Annotated in this window: 13 protein-coding genes; 6 read left to right on the top strand and 7 right to left on the bottom strand. The window is 59.1% G+C overall.

The genetic code is table 11. The features are described from left to right. Positions 1-12 precede the first annotated feature (12 nt). Positions 13-1917, top strand: coding sequence for an AsmA family protein (locus BO74_RS09780; RefSeq protein ID WP_496441930.1), 1905 nt, complete (start codon positions 13-15; stop codon positions 1915-1917). Positions 1918-1984: 67 nt separating this feature from the next. On the opposite strand, the gene BO74_RS09775 is transcribed toward BO74_RS09780, so the two are convergent. Continuing rightward, positions 1985-3187: an amino acid aminotransferase gene (locus BO74_RS09775; RefSeq protein WP_496441929.1), complete on the bottom strand. Its 1203-nt coding sequence runs from the start codon at positions 3185-3187 to the stop codon at positions 1985-1987. Positions 3188-3386: 199 nt separating this feature from the next. On the opposite strand from BO74_RS09775, the gene uvrB reads away from it, so the two are divergent. Further along, entirely contained in the window at positions 3387-5423 is a 2037-nt protein-coding gene (gene uvrB, locus BO74_RS09770; RefSeq protein ID WP_496441927.1) for an excinuclease ABC subunit UvrB, read from the top strand. Positions 5424-5499: 76 nt separating this feature from the next. Here uvrB and BO74_RS09765 read toward each other — a convergent pair whose 3' ends face one another. Next, positions 5500-8229, bottom strand: a complete 2730-nt coding sequence (locus tag BO74_RS09765; protein ID WP_496441925.1) for an Rne/Rng family ribonuclease — start codon at positions 8227-8229, stop codon at positions 5500-5502. 269 nt (positions 8230-8498) lie between these two features. Here BO74_RS09765 and BO74_RS09760 point away from each other — a divergent pair, with 269 nt between their 5' ends. The 4 genes from BO74_RS09760 to tnpA all read left to right on the top strand — a co-directional run bounded on the left by BO74_RS09760 (position 8499) and on the right by tnpA (position 11982). Next, complete coding sequence (locus BO74_RS09760; RefSeq protein ID WP_496441924.1) at positions 8499-9614, top strand: RluA family pseudouridine synthase; 1116 nt, start codon at positions 8499-8501, stop codon at positions 9612-9614. Further along, on the top strand, positions 9598-10266 hold the full coding sequence (locus tag BO74_RS09755; protein WP_496441923.1) for an HAD-IA family hydrolase: 669 nt from the start codon (positions 9598-9600) through the stop codon (positions 10264-10266). The genes BO74_RS09760 and BO74_RS09755 overlap by 17 nt, the downstream gene beginning before the upstream one ends. Positions 10267-10329: 63 nt before the next feature. After that, positions 10330-11283: a S49 family peptidase gene (locus tag BO74_RS09750; protein WP_496441921.1), complete on the top strand. Its 954-nt coding sequence runs from the start codon at positions 10330-10332 to the stop codon at positions 11281-11283. A gap of 312 nt (positions 11284-11595) precedes the next feature. After that, positions 11596-11982 carry an IS200/IS605 family transposase gene (gene tnpA / locus BO74_RS09745; protein WP_496441919.1) on the top strand — a complete coding sequence of 129 codons (387 nt, stop codon included), beginning with the start codon at positions 11596-11598 and terminating at the stop codon, positions 11980-11982. 729 nt (positions 11983-12711) lie between these two features. Here the strand turns inward: tnpA and BO74_RS09740 are convergent. Genes BO74_RS09740 through BO74_RS09720 form a run of 5 tightly spaced genes read right to left on the bottom strand, consistent with a single transcriptional unit; the run spans position 12712 to position 16227 of the window. Beyond that, on the bottom strand, positions 12712-13116 hold the full coding sequence (locus BO74_RS09740; RefSeq protein ID WP_496441917.1) for a hypothetical protein: 405 nt from the start codon (positions 13114-13116) through the stop codon (positions 12712-12714). Further along, positions 13113-13697: a DUF4376 domain-containing protein gene (locus BO74_RS09735; RefSeq protein WP_496441915.1), complete on the bottom strand. Its 585-nt coding sequence runs from the start codon at positions 13695-13697 to the stop codon at positions 13113-13115. The genes BO74_RS09740 and BO74_RS09735 overlap by 4 nt, the downstream gene beginning before the upstream one ends. Before the next feature lie 14 nt (positions 13698-13711). After that, on the bottom strand, positions 13712-14563 hold the full coding sequence (locus BO74_RS09730) for a glycine-rich domain-containing protein (protein WP_496441914.1): 852 nt from the start codon (positions 14561-14563) through the stop codon (positions 13712-13714). Then, positions 14564-15166 (bottom strand): YmfQ family protein, encoded by a 603-nt coding sequence (locus tag BO74_RS09725; protein ID WP_496441912.1) that lies wholly within the window; start codon positions 15164-15166, stop codon positions 14564-14566. It abuts the gene before it with no gap. Then, complete coding sequence (locus BO74_RS09720; RefSeq protein ID WP_496441911.1) at positions 15157-16227, bottom strand: baseplate J/gp47 family protein; 1071 nt, start codon at positions 16225-16227, stop codon at positions 15157-15159. Before BO74_RS09720 ends, BO74_RS09725 begins: the two co-directional genes overlap by 10 nt.

The raw sequence follows: 16227 nt of genomic DNA, 5'->3' as shown, positions 1-16227 counted from the left end.
TTTTGATTAAAAATGGATCCGAACCTTATCTACGTCAAAACCTCAGCGGGTGAAGATGCGATTCAACAGCGAACACGGGTCATCCAGCGCAACGTGCGGATGGTGTTGATCCTTGTCGACGGGCAGTCGACCGTTGCTGATCTGAGTCGCAAAACGGGGAATCCGCAACTGACCGAAAATGCGCTGTCCGAACTGGAAAAAGGGGGGTACGTCACTGCGAAACTGGAGCAGCACGACTCGCTCTGGCAGGAGAGTCAACGGGTAGCGCAGGTGATTCGTGAGTCGGCTCAGGAGAAGGCTGCACAACTGCTGATGCCCGGAAAGAACGGCGGTTACCCTGACTTTCAGCCGTCGCGCCCTGTTGCGTCGACCGAGCAGGCAGCTCAGGCATCGGATATGCCCATTTCGATGCATTCGATATTCGATGCGACGCCGAGTGCCATCGATTTTTCTTCGTCGCAGTTTTCATTGGCTCCGGATGATCGCAAAGTTAATGAAGCGCCAGGCCGCTCGTCGGAATCGGTGAGGTCTGAACCCGCCTCACGGGGCGAACGTCGGGAAAAAAAATCGGAAGCGGTTTCGAAGCCGTCGCTCTTTTCGAACATCCGCTCCTTGTGGGCCGGTTCGAAGCATGATCTTGACGAAGAGACCGTCCGGTTCAAACCGTTTCGCCGGGGCGCGCGTACACGTATTACCTGGCCGGTGGCCTTGTTGCTGTTTCTTTTTGGAACGACCGGCATCGCGTTCATTGCGAGCCTCGTTTTCCCGTTCAACATCTTTCTCCCCGATGTGGAAAAAGCCTTTGCCCGTTCGGTTGGTCGGCCGGTAAAGGTGGGGGCGTTGCGTGTCGAGTTTTACCCGGCGCAAGGATTGATTCTGGAGAGGGTGCGAGTCGGAACCGAGGATGGCAAGACAGATGAATTCAATGTTCGCGAGATTCGGCTTCTTCCCGAAGTGACGACACTCTTCGCCGAGCGCCTGAACTTCAAGCGTGCTGTCCTGAGCGAACTCGAGTTGCCTCTGGGCGCGATAACTGGCTTGCCCGGGATGTTTTCATCGCTTGCCAGTCCCACCAGCCGCGTTGGTGTGAAACAGCTTCGTTTGGAGAAAACCACGATGTCTTTCGACGGTCTCGTTCTCAAAGACCTTGAGTCCGAAGTCAAGCGTGATCAGGGTGGGCAATTCGAGTCGTTGCTTGTTCGCTCGGCAGACAGGAGTCTCACCGTTGTTGCACGGCTCGCCGGCAAGGCGCTCGATCTCGATATCGAGGCCTATGCCTGGCAGCCTTTCCAGAACAGCCGGATTGTCTTCGACTCGGCCAGCATGAAGGGACGGCTGGAAGACGGCAAGTTGTCGATCCGGGGCGCGGATTTGCGGGTCTTCGACGGGGCGGTCAAGGGGAACGCGTTGATCCGTTCCGGAGGTAAGCCCAATATCGAGGGCGAGATCGGCTTCGAACGCGTGAATGCGACCAAGCTGTTCGATGCGTTGGGTGCTGGAAAACGGCTTCAGGGAGACGTTGCGGGAAAAATGCGCTTCTCGGCGACGTCGGAGAACTGGGAAACGCTTCTGCCCTTGATTACAGCTGAAGGTGAGTTTTCGGTGCAGCGTGGCAATGTGGCCGGCGTGGATCTGGCCGAGGCGGTTCGCCGTGTTTCCGGCGCACCAGTGCAGGGCGGAGTCACCGCGTTCGAGCAATTGTCTGGCCGGTTGAAGATCGGGCCGGAGCGATCACGGTTCTTCGGGCTGGTGATGAATTCCGGCCTGATGCAATCGACCGGCCAGGTCAGCGTCTCGAAAGAAGGAGCCCTCAGCGGTCAACTGGAACTGCAGATGCGAGGCAGTGTGAATCAGACGCGGGTTCCGGTTTCGATTGCGGGAACGCTCGCCTCTCCGTCGGCGCAGGCATCAAACTGACAGCCGAAAAAAAGCGCCGCCCGGTGAGGAGGCGGCGCTTTGCGGGAGTTGTCCCGATTCCGGTTGCTTAGAGCACGGCCGCGATGGCCTTGGCGACGTAGTCGATGTTCTTCGAATTCAGTGCTGCGATGCAGATTCGGCCGGTGCTTACCGCGTAAACTCCGAATTCGCTCTGCATGCGTGCGACCTGTTCGGCGGACAGTCCGGTATAGGAGAACATGCCGCGCTGCTTGATCACGAAGGAGAAGTCCTGGCTGACGCCGTTGGCTTTCAGTCTCTCGACGAGACTGGTGCGCATCGTCTTGATCCGTTCCCGCATTCCGAGCAGTTCGGCTTCCCACATCTGGCGCAGTTCGGCGCTGGCCAGAACGGCAGCGACAACGGCACCGCCGTGGGTCGGCGGGTTGGAGTAGTTGGAGCGGATCGTCCGCTTGATCTGCGAGAGCACGCGCGCTGATTCGTCCTTGGAGGCGGTAACGATCGACAGTGCGCCAACACGCTCGCCGTACAGGGAGAACGACTTGGAGTACGAGGTCGAGACGAAGAACTGCATGCCGGAGGCGACGAACAGGTTCAGCGCGAGCGCGTCTTCCTTGATGCCGTCGGCGAAGCCTTGGTAGGCCATGTCGATGAATGGCACCAGTTCGCGTTCCTGCATGACTTCGATGATTTCCTTCCACTGCGCTCCGTCGAGGTCGGCACCGGTCGGGTTGTGGCAGCAGGCGTGCAGCACCACGACGGAACGTGCCGGGAGGGCCTTCAGGCAGGCCTTCATTGCGGCGAAATCGACGCCGCGGGTAGTTGTGTCGTAGTAGGGGTAGACGTCAACGTTGAACCCGGCGGTTTCGAAGATGGCGCGATGGTTCTCCCAGCTGGGATCGCTGATGTACACGGTTGCTTCCGGCAGCAGGCGCTTTAGGTAGTCGGCGCCGACTTTCAGGGCACCGGTGCCGCCGAGCGCCTGGGCGGTGATGACCTTGCCTTCCGCGAGGAGCGGGGATTCCTTGCCGAAAAGCATCGCCTGCACGGCCTGGTTGTAGGCCGCCAAGCCGTCGATCGGCTGGTAGCCGCGGCTGGGCATGCTTTCGAGGCGGGCCTTTTCGGCGACCTTGACGGCGTCAAGCAACGGGATTTTGCCGTTGTCGTCGAAATAGACGCCGACACCCAGGTTGACCTTGGTGGTACGGGCGTCGGTATTGAACGCTTCGTTCAGTCCGAGAATCGGATCGCGGGGTGCCATTTCTACGGCGGAGAAGATCGAAGAAGTCATACAGATCACTCAAGTTGGTAAAAGAAAAAGGGAAAAATCAGGAAATCTGGGGCGCGTGATTCTCTTAAGAAAAACTCTCGGAAAGAATCATCAGGCGCGCGAGCGGGAAGGAAACGTATAGACGTAAAATTCTAGCATGATGACCAACTCAAATCGTTCGGATACGTCCGCAACTAGTTCTGAAAACAGAAGATTTTCGGTGTTCGAAGGATCGCCGTTCCGCCTCTTCCAGCCGTTCGAGCCGGCCGGTGATCAGCCGGAAGCGATCCGTCTGCTCATGGAGGGACTCGACGATGGCCTGGCGTTTCAGACACTGCTCGGGGTGACCGGTTCCGGAAAAACATACACGATGGCCAACGTGATCGCCCGTTCCGGTCGGCCGGCGCTGGTGTTGGCTCCGAACAAGACGCTGGCGGCACAGTTGTATTCCGAATTCCGCGAATTCTTGCCGGAAAATGCCGTCGAGTACTTCGTTTCGTATTACGACTATTACCAGCCCGAGGCGTATGTTCCGGCCCGCGACCTTTTCATCGAGAAGGATTCGGCGATCAACGAGCATATCGAGCAGATGCGGCTGTCGGCGACCAAGAGTCTGCTCGAGCGGCGCGACTGCGTGATCGTGGCGACGGTGTCGTGCATCTACGGTATCGGCGATCGGGACGAATACCACAAGATGATCCTGACCATGCGGGTCGGTGATCGCATGGGGCAGCGGGAGGTCATCAAGCGTCTTGCCGAAATGCAGTACGAGCGCAACGAACTGGATTTTCACCGCGGGACTTTCCGCGTGCGCGGCGACGTGATCGACGTGTTTCCTGCGGAACACGCCGAGCATGCGATCCGTATCTCCCTTTTCGACGACGAGATCGATGGCCTGCAGCTGTTCGATCCGCTCACCGGCCATCTGCAGGGCAAACTCGCGCGATTCACCGTGTTTCCCTCGTCCCATTACGTGACGCCGCGGGCGACGGTTTTGCGCGCGATCGAGGCGATCAAGGAAGAATTGCGCGATCGCGTGGACTTTTTCAACCGCGAGGGGCGGCTGGTCGAGTCGCAACGTATCGAGCAGCGCACGCGCTTCGATCTCGAGATGCTCGATCAACTCGGTTTTTGCAAGGGGATCGAGAACTACTCCCGGCACCTGTCCGGGCGCAAGGCTGGTGAGCCGCCGCCGACGTTGCTCGATTACCTGCCATCCGATGCGCTCATGTTCATCGACGAGTCGCACGTGGCGATCTCCCAGATCGGGTCGATGTACAAGGGCGACCGATCGCGCAAGGAAAATCTGGTCAATTATGGCTTCCGGCTGCCTTCTGCGCTCGATAACCGTCCGTTGAAATTCGAGGAGTACGAGGCGTTTGCACGGCAGACGATATTCGTTTCGGCGACGCCGGCGGAGTACGAACGGACGCATCAGGGACAGGTGGTCGAACAGGTCGTTCGTCCGACCGGTCTGGTTGATCCGACGATCGTCGTCAAGCCGGCGATGACCCAGGTCGATGATCTGCTCTCGGAGATCCGCTTGCGAGTCGCCCGCGACGAGCGGGTGCTGGTAACGACATTGACCAAGCGCATGTCCGAGGAGTTGACCGATTTCCTCGGAGAACACGGCGTCCGTGTCCGTTATCTTCATTCGGACATTGATACCGTCGAACGGGTCGAGATCATCCGCGACCTGCGGCTCGGGAAATTCGACGTGCTTGTCGGGATTAACCTGCTACGGGAAGGGCTGGATATTCCGGAGGTCTCGCTGGTGGCCATTCTCGACGCGGACAAGGAAGGCTTCCTGCGCTCCGAACGTTCGCTGATCCAGACCATCGGGCGGGCGGCGCGGCACATTCACGGCACGGCCATTCTCTACGCCGACAAGGTCACGGATTCGATGCGCCGGGCGATGGAGGAAACCGAGCGTCGGCGAACCAAGCAGCTGCAATTCAACGCGGAGCACGGGATCACGCCGAAGGGGGTGTCGAAACGGATCAAGGACATCATCGACGGCGTCTACGATGCGGAAACCAGCCAGAAGGAACTCAAGGCAGCGCAGCAGCAGGCCAGTTATACGGCCATGAACGAAAAACAGCTGACACGCGAGATCAAGCGGCTGGAAAAGGAGATGGGCGACTACGCGAAGAATCTCGAGTTCGAGAAAGCAGCTGCGGCGCGCGACGAACTCTTCAGGCTCAAGGAACTGCTCTTTGGTGCGACGAAGCACGACGAGGATGTCGCGCGGGAATAGAGAAGAGGGAACAGGCCGCGCTGAAATGACGACGGGGCGCAAAGCGCCCCGTCGATGTCCTGCGTGAAAAGACCGATTACGGCTGCTTGGTCTCGACCATCACCAGCGGTTCTTCCGCGACGGCGACCGGTGCCGGACGGCGGCGGCGTGGACGTGGCGTTTCCTCTTCAACGACTTCAGGCTGCCAGGTCTGGATCTTGTCCCCGCTGGTTTCCACCATCACCAGTCCGCCGGCTTCCAGTGCCTCGCTGATCGAGACGGCTTGCGCCTCTACGAGCGGCTCCGATGTCTCGGCGGCCAGTGCCGAGGTGGGCTCGGCTTGTTCCAACGGTTCGGCTTGAACTGCTTCCACCGTGGCTTGTTCTTCCTCCGCGACAGGTGCTGTTTCCTCGGCCGGAGCTTCAACGACGACTGCTGCGGCCGTGCTTTCAACAACCTCTGGTGCACTGACGCTTTCAATGATCGAAGGCGCAGGTTCAACGGCTGTCAATTCCGCTGCCGCTTCCGAAATGGTGCCGGCAGATTCCTGCTCCGTTGCGGGGATCTGCGGCTGGGCCTCGGGTGCCGTCTCCGCGACAACTGGCGGATTTTCAACCTCGGCGGCGACTACGCCAGCAGCGGCTGCAACGACGGTTGCCTGGTCAACAGACAGCGTGGCGGCTGCGGTTTCGCTGACCGGAGTCTCTGGCGCGTTGTTTTCAGTGCGCTCCCCGCGATCGCGGCGGCCACCGCGGCGCCCGCGGCGACGGGAATTGCCGCTCGCTCCTTCTTCGGTTGGCTTTTCGACGTTCTCGGGAATGGGCGAGACATTCAGCTTCGCCTCAGTCGCAGCGGCGGCTTGCTGTTGCTGCTGTTCTTTCTCCTTGCGTTCCGGGCGCGGCTCGCCGCGCTGGCGCCGCGGTTCACGCGCTTTTTGCCCTTCCTCGCGCGTCACCGGCTGTTGCTGCTTGGGCTCGCGAGGCTCTCTGGGTTCGCGGGCTTCGCGCGGCTGGCGCGGCTCGCGGTCCTCGTCGCGGCGATTGTTGCGGCCGCCACGGCGACCGTCGCGCTGGCCTCCATTGCGCGGCTTGCGTTCCGGCTTGGCCTCCAGGACAGGTTCCGGGGTGCCACGGAACCACGAAATGATTCGCGAAATGAAGCTCGTTGGGTTCGTTTCCGCCGCCTTCTTGGGGCGTTCACTGACCACCGGGGCCGGTTGGTCCGGCGTGATGCCTTTGATTGCGGCTTCCTGACGCGGAGCCTTGGTCTCGCCATTGGCTTTGGTGTTGCGATCTGCTTCCTCGGCCGGCATGTCAACCATCTTGTAGGAAGGTTGCTGCAGGTCGTCCAGATTCAGCTCCTCATGACGCAGGCGAACAATGCTGTGTTGCGGCGTTTCGAGGTGGATGTTCGGGATGATGAGAATGGTGACCTTGTGCCGCAGTTCGATCGCCTGGACATCGGCTCGCTTTTCGTTGAGTAGGAACGTGGCGACGTCGACAGGAACCTGGCTGTGCACGGCGGCCGTGTTGTCTTTCATCGCTTCCTCTTCGAGGATGCGCAGGATGTGCAGCGCGGCCGATTCGGCACTGCGGATGTGCCCGGTGCCGGAGCAGCGGGGGCAGGGGATGTAGCTCGTCTCGGCGAGGGCAGGGCGAAGCCGCTGGCGCGATAACTCCATCAGCCCGAAGCGGCTGATTTTTCCAGTCTGCACGCGAGCGCGGTCATGGCGCAAGCCTTCGCGCAGACGGCTTTCGACTTCGCGCTGGTTGCGCTGGCTTTCCATGTCGATGAAGTCGATGATGATCAGGCCGCCCAGATCGCGCAGACGCAACTGACGGGAGATTTCTTCAGCGGCTTCGAGGTTGGTCTTGAGCGCGGTTTCCTCGATGTCCGAGCCACGGGTTGCCCGGCCGGAGTTGACGTCGATCGACACCAGTGCCTCGGTGTGATCGATAACGATGGCGCCGCCCGACGGCAGATTGACTTGCCGCGAGTAGGCCGACTCGATCTGGTGTTCGATCTGGAAACGCGAGAAGAGCGGAACGTCGTCGCGGTAACGCTTGATGCGATTGACCGTCGTCGGCATGACGTGCGACATGAACTGGCATGCCTGCTCGTGGATGTCGTCCGTATCGATCAGGATTTCGCCAATATCCGGCTGGAAGTAGTCGCGAATGGCGCGAATGACCAGGCTGCCTTCCTGGTAGATCAGGAAGGCGCCGCTTTGCTGGCTGGCGGCGCCATCAATGGCTTTCCACAGTTGCAGCAGGTAGTTGAGGTCCCACTGCAGTTCCTCGGCGCTGCGTCCGATGGCGGCGGTACGGGCAATCAGGCTCATTCCCTGGGGAACCTGGAGCTGATCCATGACCTCGCGCAATTCGGCCCGCTCGTCGCCTTCGACACGGCGGGATACGCCGCCACCGCGCGGGTTGTTGGGCATGAGGACCAGGTAGCGTCCGGCGAGGCTGATGAACGTCGTCAGCGCGGCGCCTTTGTTCCCCCGTTCATCCTTGTCTACCTGGACGATCAGTTCCTGCCCCTCGCGCAGCGCTTCCTTGATGGTTGCGCGTCCGGCCTCGACGCCCGGCTGGAAATAAGAGCGTGAGATTTCCTTGAAAGGGAGGAAGCCATGGCGCTCGGAGCCGTAATCAACGAAAGCGGCTTCGAGGCTGGGTTCGATGCGGGTAATTACCGCCTTGTAAATGTTGCTCTTTTTTTGTTCCTTGGCGGCCGATTCAATATCGAGGTCGATCAACTTCTGACCATCGACAATGGCGACACGGAGTTCTTCGGCCTGTGTCGCGTTGAAAAGCATGCGCTTCATGAGTGGGGCTCCCGCGTGCGTTTTTTACGTGGGGAGCGCCTTTTGCAGGCAGCGTCGAATTAGTTGTTGTTACCGGTCATTGGCTTTCCGTTGTCGTAACCACAAGTCTGCTTCGCTGGATCAATTCTTTGGGGCGCCTGATCAACAGGTGCCGGGAATCTGCTCGGGGCGGTCCTAACGTGCTTGGCACACGCAAATCAAGTAGTATCGCTACTTTTGGTGAGCGTACTTAACCAGGTGATCTGCGCAGATCGATCCTGCACAAGGTGGTGCAAGAGAAGCTGCTGAAGCCTGCCGGAATGTGCGTCGCAATTACAAGAGAATCGGCGCCGCTTGAAGGTCTCACGGGTCAGCGCCTCTTTCAACCCGAGACGCAAATCGCGATCAGTATATTCAAATTGGCCGAAGTAAGCAAAGACAATGTCACTCAGCTCGTAGTATCGGAAGAAGATAGCGGACAGCGTCTTGATAACTACCTGCTACGCGTCTGCAAAGGCGTGCCCAAAAGCCACATTTACCGGATTATCCGCAGTGGTGAAGTCAGATTGAATGGTCGGCGCGTTGACGCGTCCTCCCGCGTTTCCGGGAGCGATATTCTGCGCGTGCCCCCAATCCGTGTCGCCACGAAGCGTGAAGAAATTGTCGCCGGCGCGGAAATGAAGACCGACTTGCCGGTCCTCTTCGAGGATGACGCTTTGCTGGTGATCGATAAGCCGGCAGGCGTCGCCGTTCATGGCGGGAGCGGGGTCAGTTTTGGCGTGATCGAGGCGTTGCGCAGACAGCGGCCGCTTGCGCGTTTTCTGGAACTGGCTCATCGCCTCGATCGCGAAACTTCCGGCTTGTTGCTGATCGGAAAGAAGCGTTCGGCGCTCAAGGCGCTGCACGAGATGTTTCGTGATGGAGGAGGGAGCGCACGTGGGGCCGACAAGCGCTACTTTTTGCTGGTCAAGGGGCGGTGGCCTGATCCTGTCCGACACGTCAAACTCCCTCTGTTCAAATACCTTACGGAATCTGGAGAACGCCGGGTTCGGGTTTCAGAGGAGGGCAAGCCCTCGTATACCGTTTTTCGATTGGTTGCGCGCTGGGAACGTTTCAGCCTTTTGGAAGCCGAATTGAAAACCGGGCGCACCCATCAAATCAGGGTGCACTGTGCTCATCTTGGCTTCCCGATCGCCGGGGATGACAAATACGGTGATTTCGCATTAAACAAAGCGCTCCAGAAAGAAGGGTTGAGACGCATGTTCCTGCATGCATGGAAAATGACGTTTCCTCATCCGGCGAGCGCTACGGCAATGATGCTGGAGGCGCCATTGCCGACAGCGTTGCGCGACTTTTTGAAAGCGTTGTCACAAAATGAGTGTCAGGATTATGGACAGAAAATTTGATTTGCTTGTGTTCGATTGGGACGGGACGTTGTTCGATTCAACAGCTTCGATCGTTCGCTCGATTCAGGCGGCTTGCCGCGATCTGGGGTTGGTCGAGCCGTCCGAGAATCAGGCCAGTCATGTGATTGGCTTGGGGTTGTCCGAGGCGTTACGCTACATCGCCCCCGATTTGCCGGAAGAGCATTTGCCATTGTTGGTCGAACGATACCGCCATCATTATCTTTCCAGCGATCAGGACATCAGACTGTTCGAGGGGGTTGCGGACATGATCGAGGAATTGTCTGTATCGGGTTATGCGCTCGCCGTCGCTACGGGAAAAAGTCGGAAAGGCCTGGATCGGGCGCTTGCCAGTTCCGGACTCGGGCGTTACTTTTCGTCCTCGCGATGTGCTGATGAGTGCTTTTCAAAGCCTCACCCCCAAATGCTCGTAGAGTTGATGGCCGAGTACGGTGTTGAAGAGGCGAGAACCTTGATGATCGGTGACACGACGCATGACCTGCAGATGGCTATCAATGCGCGGGTTAACGGATTGGGGGTCTGTTATGGGGCGCACTCCGGAGAATCGCTGCGAAGTCTGAATCCTCTGGGGTGCCTGGAAAGCGTTGGGGAACTTCGCCAATGGTTCGCTCGAATACCTGGGGGCGTGCTCTGACGATCCGGGCGTTGTGTTTTTGTCAGCTGGTTAATGGAAGACTGCGCAGAGATCGGAACTAACGTGGATACATCGGGCAACGGGCCGAATTGGGAGCGGGAAGTCCTTGAAAAGCTTGCTCTCGCGTCGCTGAAAGAACAGCGTGCGAAACGTCGCTGGGGAATTTTCTTTAAGCTGGCTGGATTGATCTACTTGGTCGCCATTCTTGTGCTTGCTGTCGGGTGGGGGGGCGGCGAGAAATTGGTCGAAAGCAAGCACACGGCCTTGGTCAACGTGGAGGGCTCGATTGCCGCGAATAGTGACTCAAATGCGGACAAAATAAACGGTGCGCTCCAGGCGGCCTTCGAAAGCAAGGGGACTGCGGGAGTGATCATGCGCATCAACAGTCCTGGCGGCAGTCCCGTGCAGTCAGGGATCGTTTACGACGAAATACGGCGATTGCGTACCAAGCATCCGGATATTCCCCTTTACGCCGTAGTGGAGGATATGTGTGCCTCCGGGGGGTATTACATCGCCTCCGCTGCCGACAAGATCTACGTGGATAAAGCAAGTATCGTCGGTTCCATCGGTGTGTTGATGGATGGATTTGGTTTTACCGAAGCGATGGAAAAAGTCGGGATCGAGCGGCGTCTCTTGACCGCTGGTCAGAACAAGGGATTTCTTGACCCGTTTTCTCCTCAGGATTTCGCCCAGAAACAGCACGCACAGATTCTGCTGGAAGAGATTCATCAGCAGTTCATCGACATTGTCCGCAAAGGGCGGAGCGGGCGCCTCAAGGAAACTCCCGAGATGTTTTCAGGGCTGATGTGGACCGGTGCGCAAAGCGTGAAGATGGGCTTGGCCGATGATTTCGGTACGGTCGATTCGGTCGCTCGGGAGGTTATCAAGGAAGAAAACATCCTTGATTACTCGGTAAAAGAGAATATCGCTGAGCGCTTTGCAAAACGCCTTGGTGCCGATGTGAGTCAGAGCTTGATTCTTCGGCTTTTTGGTGGTGACCGGCTCACCGTTCGTTGAGTTTATTTTGGGGCTCGCGGCCTGTCTGCTGGTTGCAATACCGCGTAGCCTTGGTTAAATCGGTTAACGTGAAACACCCCGAATTTCGGGCGCAAAAAATCATCGCTGACCGTAACGACGCGATGCAAATCAAAAAGAGCGAAAAACAGCCGACTCATTTGCTTTGGCCAAGCACCACCCCTGGTGCCTCTAACAACCAAAGGAGTTCCCCCGGCTTTGCCGGGGAGGCAGTAAAAGTTTGACGTATTCGGGGTTGTCCATCGAAGAAACTTCCCATCGTGAGCCGCCAAGCACATGAAAGGAAGAAACCAGATGGACAAGTTTGAAAGTTTGAGCCACACGGCGTGGGACTGCAAATATCACGTGGTTTTTATACCGAAGCGTCGCAAGAAGCGGGTTTTCGGGGTGCTGCGTCGTAACTTTGGGGAGATGTTTCACGAATTGGCTTCGCACAAGGAGTCGAAGATCGTGGAGGGGCACATGATGGGCGTCCATGTGCATATGTGCTTGAGCATTCCGCCGAAGTACGCGGTCTCGAACGTGGTCGGATATTTGAAGGGGAAGAGCGCGATCCAGATTGCGCGGAAATTCGGCGGGCGGCAAAAGAACTTCACCGGCGAGCATTTCTGGGCCCGAGGGTGCTTCGTTTCTACGGTGGGGCTGGACGAGCACATGGTTCGCGCGTACATCCGAAACTAGGAAGAGAAAGACGAGCGTTACGACCAAATGAAGCTCGCCGTGGGGTAGGTTTCTTGGGCGCCTTTGAGGCGCTCACAATCTCAAGCCACCGGCTTTGCCGGTGGTGTCTGACCCTTCAGTCAGCGAGAAAGCTGTTTAGCAAGTTTCATCGTATGGGGTGGCGCGAAATCGCGCAATGAACGTTAGGCGCGGCTTGATTCGTCGCTGCTGTTCAGATACAGATCGATCAGCCTGGGCGCAAGAACGATGACTACCAAGGTTATTACGGTGGCGAACTCGGCGATCGTGGACATGGTGTTTCCTTTCTCGTAAATAAACTTTGTTTCTATGCGAGAAAGTCTATTGATTCGAGCGCCGCGTGTATGTCGCTTTATTGCAGGGGGTGTGTGCTTGAGTGTAACGCTTTATTACGAAATTCCTGCGGTGCTTGTAGCGCGGCGCGATATTTGGCATTGATTCGCGTGATATTTGACACCGCACGGCCGTTACAGCAGAAGAAATCTATTTACGAATTAACGCAGCTGCTATCAACCAGCCTAAACGCCTAAATCCTTCCAGAGCGACAACCTGTAAACAGACCCCTTGAGTCGGTCCTGCGGTGGGCTGTCGGGGGTGGTTCCAGCGTGAGCGGTCTTCACTTTCCAACCAAACCTACCCAGTACGCCACGCGTTGGCTTGAAAGGCCACAGGTAGCAGAATTCAACGACAGGGAAGCCTCGACCGCGCGCATCAGTGGCCACTGAGCATATGTAGGCCAGGGTGCGACTCGTCAATCAGGTCCGGACCGTAAAGCACGTCAACTGTGCTGCCGGTCACATCGCAGCCCGTGATATTCCGGCTCCAGTAGTTCGCGGGATTTCGCACAGCGGCCCAGATCCACATCGCTAGAAACGAGGGGTCGGAGAATGGTCGCGCCGTTTCAACATGATCAGTCCGGAAGGGGATGCCGATCGCGACCATAACCAGGCCGATGGCCGTCACTGGCAACCCACTCAGGAACACCGCGGTCGATTTAAGCCACCAGGACACGATAGGGGTAACCCGCCGTGTCAGGATAACCAAGACAACCCCAACTACCGCAGCGCAGATCGGAAGCGACCAGATCAAAAGGACGCGGAGAATCAACCCGATCATAGCTTCGGCTCGTCGGAGAATATCGGCGGCCAGTCGGCCTTAAAGTTGTAGACGGACGGATCAGCAGCGTTGTCCATCGCCGTCTTATGAGTCAACGCGGCATCGTCTATCGCGCAGCGTTGTGCAATGCCTGCGAGCAGGATCTGGCGGGCCAGCGCGGGAGTCATATCGACTCTGGCGCCATCCATCGTCCGCCAACCGACGCGCAAGACTGCGCTATCCGACATCCCCTGAGATGCGTTGATCAGGCTGTTGTATTCACCAACCGCTCGCTCGGTCGAGAGATACCAGTGATCACCAACCTTGACGCCACCCTCAAGTTGACGGCGGTCGCGCTCGGCCTTAATAGCTTCCCACTTAGCCGCTTTGATCTGCGCAATGTCAGGGGCTGGCGCGACATACGGGGCGACCGCGCCGTCCTTGACCATCATATGGTCTTGGCTACGCAGACCCCACTCCGCATCGGAGCAGGCATGGAGCATCGAAGCATCCGGCAGGATGTAGGCCATCACGTCGGTGTCGATCCATTGCAGGATGCGGCCGTTCGACGGGTCAAAATACGCGAATTTAGTGTTGTTCATTCTGAAACCCCTAATCAATACTCGATGATGACCAGACCTGGAGCACCAGCCCCACCGGTAGCACCGGCTGAAGTCAATGTCGTGTTGAGGCCGGCCGCATACACCCCACCAGCACCCGAGCCGCCAGAACCGTGCCCGCTGCCCCCCACCCCTTGAAACTGGGCGTTTCCAGTCTGCTGCCCCCGAACCGAGGGCCCTCCGGTACCAAATATCGAGGAAGCTCCCATGCCACTCGATGCCCCCTGCCCCACGGGCCCAGTATCCTGGCCATTAAACCCCGCCGGATATCCCACACCACCGACGGCGCCAGCCGTATAAACGCTATATTCCGATGCATTACCGGCGCCACCGCCGGAGCCACCGGTCAGCGTGACGAACACCCCGACGACGGTGTTCCCCCCCGCGCCGCCTACAGTATTCACTGCGCCCGCCGTTCCGCCTGCGCCGATTGTGATGGGAATCACTTCACCAGGTGTCACGGCATATTCCTGACAGATGATCGACTGGCCAGCGCCGCCACCACCCGCGCCGGAAATAATGTTCGGATCTCCCACGGTGGCATTACCACCACCACCACCGCCGCCAGCACAGGCGGAAACGTAAATAGTCGTTACGCCGGCCGGAACAGTGAAGCTGCCGTTCGAGGTGAAGCGCTGGACACCCTTAACCTTGGTAATCGCTCTTAATAATTGATCCAGCTGCGACTCATCCGGCGTCAATCCAGCCGCGACAATAACTGCCTCGATCTCGCGCATCGGATGCTCAATCGCCGCCGCAGGCACTGCACTTCCTTCAACACCCGACGACGGGTTACCGTCGATGTAAGGATCATTATCGGCGCCGCCGACTGGGGGGACGTATTGCATTTACGCTCCTTCGTAAGAAATAATGAGATTGGTGTGGGCCTGTTTCAGGCGCTTCAATCGGCATTCCAGATCCTCGGCGCGGGTGATCTTTCCGAGCAGGTCGCCGCATTGGCTCGCGCCGGCGCGGAAAGGTGTGTAGCGCGCTCCGGAAACGCGGACGCGCCAGGTGTGGCGGACCGAATGGCCACCATTCAGCACGTCACCGCACTTGCTCAAGCCGGTGATGAACGGTCGGAACTCATCGATCTCGATCTCGTAACCGAGGCGCGCAGCGAAGGCGATAAACCACGCGCGGCTGGCGCCGCCCTGTTGCGTGAGCACGGACACGACGTTCTGCCGGCGCTCGGCGAACGTGGTGGCCAGTTCGGCGCTGCAGGCGTCGGGCAGGCCGGCGACGCGTTCCCAGTCGGAGAGCAGCTCGAGGGCGGCGGCCGGGAGAGCTTCGCTGAGCAGTTGGTCAGAGCGCGCATCGACGCGCGCCAGTTCTTCGGCCAGGGCCGCGAGCAGCTTGGTGAGCAGCGCGTCGGGGCGGCGCGGCCAGGCATCCCCCAAGGGGAGCAAAGCCTGGAGTTGTTCCCGGTAGGCGTCGGCGGTCATACCCATGCGATGCTCCCGAAGGTAGCCATCTGGCCGACGGTCGGCGTGACATCAGCGGCGGGTGACACTAGTTGGTGATCCGTCTCGCCGGCGGCGAGCGAGATCGCCTCGCGCATGTGCGAGACGAGAATCTTTCCTTCTCCGTAACCGCCTTCCGGCTCAGCTTCACGCAACAGTAGATCGCGCAGGCTGGCTTCCACTGCCGCTTTAACGCTGGCGGTCGCCGGCACCAGGTGAATCTGGAAGGCGATCGGCGCGGCCACTGGTGCTACGACGAACAATTCCGCCGCGACCGGGCGGAGTTCGTCGATGTACGCCTGCACCGCGGCCACTTCGTTGGCATCCGGGATCAGACTGGCGTCGTTGTCGCGCACGAACCGAACGGTTACCGTGCCGTCGCCTTGTTCCTCCGGGTAGCACCAGGCGCGGGTAACGCCGGGCACTTCCTTGGCCCACGCCACATAATCAGCTTTCGAGCCGCCCATCGGTGGTTGCTGAATGCGCTCGAGCAGGCGCGCGCGCAGGCTGTCGTCGTCTTCGACGTCGGCGCCGCCAGTCAGGGCGCCCGCCGTTACTGTTGCGGCCGCATTAACGCCAGCGATCGGGGAATCCAGCGTCAAGGCGCTGCCGGCGTCCGCGTTCCCAGCCTGGCCGGCGACCTCAGCGACGATCGTCACGATGGCGGTACCGGCGGCGATCGTCACCTCGGTTTCAACGGCGTATGCCGCGCCGTCGGCGCGTTTGAATACCGTGCCAGCAGGAATCACCGCGCCGTTCGTGCCGGTGACCGTCGCCTGGCCGCTGGCATAAGCCACGGGAACGCGCCCGGCGGCCAGCCAGATATTGGCGTGGCGTTCAAGGATCTCGGCGTCAGCCGTGTCGGGCAGGATCTGCTTGGCCAGCCAATCGAGATAGCCGTACAGGCCGTGCGTCGCGCCGGCGTGGACGCGGGCCAGAACATTGAGGTTCGAGCGGCGCAGGCGGGCATCGGCCCCGGGCAGGCGGCTTTCGAGATCGGCGACGGCGCGTTCGATCAGGGTCGGAAGATCGGGACGATTAAAAGGCAT

This window comes from Propionivibrio pelophilus DSM 12018 (genome assembly GCF_059569095.1).
Note: the sequence above shows the minus strand (reverse complement) of the source record. Positions and strands in the feature narration are given on the sequence as shown.

Excerpts from the sequence above, each read along its gene's own strand:
- BO74_RS09780 (WP_496441930.1), top strand. The coding sequence starts at position 13 with ATGGATCCGAACCTTATCTACGTCAAAACCTCAGCGGGTGAAGATGCG.
- BO74_RS09775 (WP_496441929.1), bottom strand. The coding sequence starts at position 3,187 with ATGACTTCTTCGATCTTCTCCGCCGTAGAAATGGCACCCCGCGATCCG.
- BO74_RS09765 (WP_496441925.1), bottom strand. The coding sequence starts at position 8,229 with ATGAAGCGCATGCTTTTCAACGCGACACAGGCCGAAGAACTCCGTGTC.
- BO74_RS09755 (WP_496441923.1), top strand. The coding sequence starts at position 9,598 with ATGGACAGAAAATTTGATTTGCTTGTGTTCGATTGGGACGGGACGTTG.
- tnpA (WP_496441919.1), top strand. The coding sequence starts at position 11,596 with ATGGACAAGTTTGAAAGTTTGAGCCACACGGCGTGGGACTGCAAATAT.
- BO74_RS09740 (WP_496441917.1), bottom strand. The coding sequence starts at position 13,116 with ATGATCGGGTTGATTCTCCGCGTCCTTTTGATCTGGTCGCTTCCGATC.
- BO74_RS09735 (WP_496441915.1), bottom strand. The coding sequence starts at position 13,697 with ATGAACAACACTAAATTCGCGTATTTTGACCCGTCGAACGGCCGCATC.
- BO74_RS09730 (WP_496441914.1), bottom strand. The coding sequence starts at position 14,563 with ATGCAATACGTCCCCCCAGTCGGCGGCGCCGATAATGATCCTTACATC.
- BO74_RS09725 (WP_496441912.1), bottom strand. The coding sequence starts at position 15,166 with ATGGGTATGACCGCCGACGCCTACCGGGAACAACTCCAGGCTTTGCTC.
- BO74_RS09720 (WP_496441911.1), bottom strand. The coding sequence starts at position 16,227 with ATGCCTTTTAATCGTCCCGATCTTCCGACCCTGATCGAACGCGCCGTC.